Annotated in this window: 1 rRNA gene and 1 other annotated feature (1 of these 2 running past the window's edge); the gene reads left to right on the top strand. The window is 56.0% G+C overall.

The features are described 5' to 3' along the window. Positions 1-1,389 (top strand) — a sequence feature (most likely nonfunctional fraction of RNA operon); it begins 3,032 nt to the left of the window's first position. Between the two features lie 88 nt (positions 1,390-1,477). Further along, positions 1,478-1,594, top strand: a 5S ribosomal RNA gene (gene rrf / locus ACLQ27_RS32125). Positions 1,595-1,637: the final 43 nt, after the last annotated feature.

The raw sequence follows: 1,637 nt of genomic DNA, 5'->3' as shown, positions 1-1,637 counted from the left end.
TAGGCTGAGACGTGATGCCGAGCCGATTCAGGTGAAGTCAGTGATCCTATGCTGCCGAGAAAAGCCTCTAGCGAGTTCTTAGCGGCCCGTACCCCAAACCGACACAGGTGGTCAGGTAGAGAATACCGAGGCGATCGGGCGAACTGTGGTTAAGGAACTCGGCAAATTGCCCCCGTAACTTAGGGAGAAGGGGGGCCGGAGACGTGAAGCCCCGCGCGGGTGGAGCGTTGTATGGCCGCAGAGAGCAGGGGGAAGCGACTGTTTACTAAAAACACAGGTCCATGCGAAGAAGTAATTCGATGTATATGGACTGACGCCTGCCCGGTGCTGGAACGTTAAGGGGACCTGTTAGCTCTTCGGGGCGAAGCGGAGAACTTAAGCGCCAGTAAACGGCGGTGGTAACTATAACCATCCTAAGGTAGCGAAATTCCTTGTCGGGTAAGTTCCGACCTGCACGAATGGCGTAACGACTTCCCCACTGTCTCAACCACAGGCCCGGCGAAATTGCAGTACGAGTAAAGATGCTCGTTACGCGCGGCAGGACGGAAAGACCCCGGGACCTTTACTATAGCTTGACATTGGTACTCGAATTAGCTTGTGTAGGATAGGTGGGAGCCGGTGAAGTCCATACGCCAGTATGGGTGGAGGCAATCTTGAAATACCACTCTGGTTGATTTGGGTATCTAACTTCGGACCGTTATCCGGTTCAGGGACAGTGTCTGGTGGGTAGTTTAACTGGGGCGGTTGCCTCCTAAAGGGTAACGGAGGCGCCCAAAGGTTCCCTCAGCCTGGTTGGCAATCAGGTGTTGAGTGCAAGTACACAAGGGAGCTTGACTGTGAGACTGACAGGTCGAGCAGGGACGAAAGTCGGGACTAGTGATCCGGCACTTGCGAGTGGAAGCGGTGTCGCTCAACGGATAAAAGGTACCCCGGGGATAACAGGCTGATCTTCCCCAAGAGTCCATATCGACGGGATGGTTTGGCACCTCGATGTCGGCTCGTCGCATCCTGGGGCTGTAGCAGGTCCCAAGGGTTGGGCTGTTCGCCCATTAAAGCGGTACGCGAGCTGGGTTTAGAACGTCGTGAGACAGTTCGGTCCCTATCCGCCGTGCGCGTAGGATACTTGAGAAGGGCTGTCCCTAGTACGAGAGGACCGGGACGGACGAACCTCTGGTGTGCCAGTTGTCCCGCCAGGGGCACGGCTGGTTAGCTACGTTCGGAAGGGATAACCGCTGAAAGCATCTAAGCGGGAAGCCTGCTTCAAGATGAGGTATCCCACCCACTTTGGTGGGGTAAGGCCCCCAGCTAGACGACTGGGTTGATAGGCCGGAAATGTAAGCCCGGTAACGGGTTCAGTTGACCGGTACTAATAGGCCGAGGACTTGACTACTAAGCTGCTACGCGTCCACTGTGCAACTCTGAACGAGCGAACACCCGTGACTTTGTGTGCCGGGGTTGTTTGATATGTTCATAGAGTTACGGCGGTCATGGCGGAGGGGAAACGCCCGGTTACATTCCGAACCCGGAAGCTAAGCCCTCCAGCGCCGATGGTACTGCACTCGTGAGGGTGTGGGAGAGTAGGACACCGCCGGACAATCTTCCAGAAAAGGCCACCCCAATGGGGTGGTCTTTTCTGC

It is taken from the genome of Micromonospora sp. DT63 (genome assembly GCF_049841615.1).
Taxonomy (GTDB): Bacteria; Actinomycetota; Actinomycetes; order Mycobacteriales; family Micromonosporaceae; genus Micromonospora.
The sequence above is the reverse complement of the archived record's forward strand: the minus strand, read 5'-3'. Positions and strand labels throughout refer to the sequence as shown.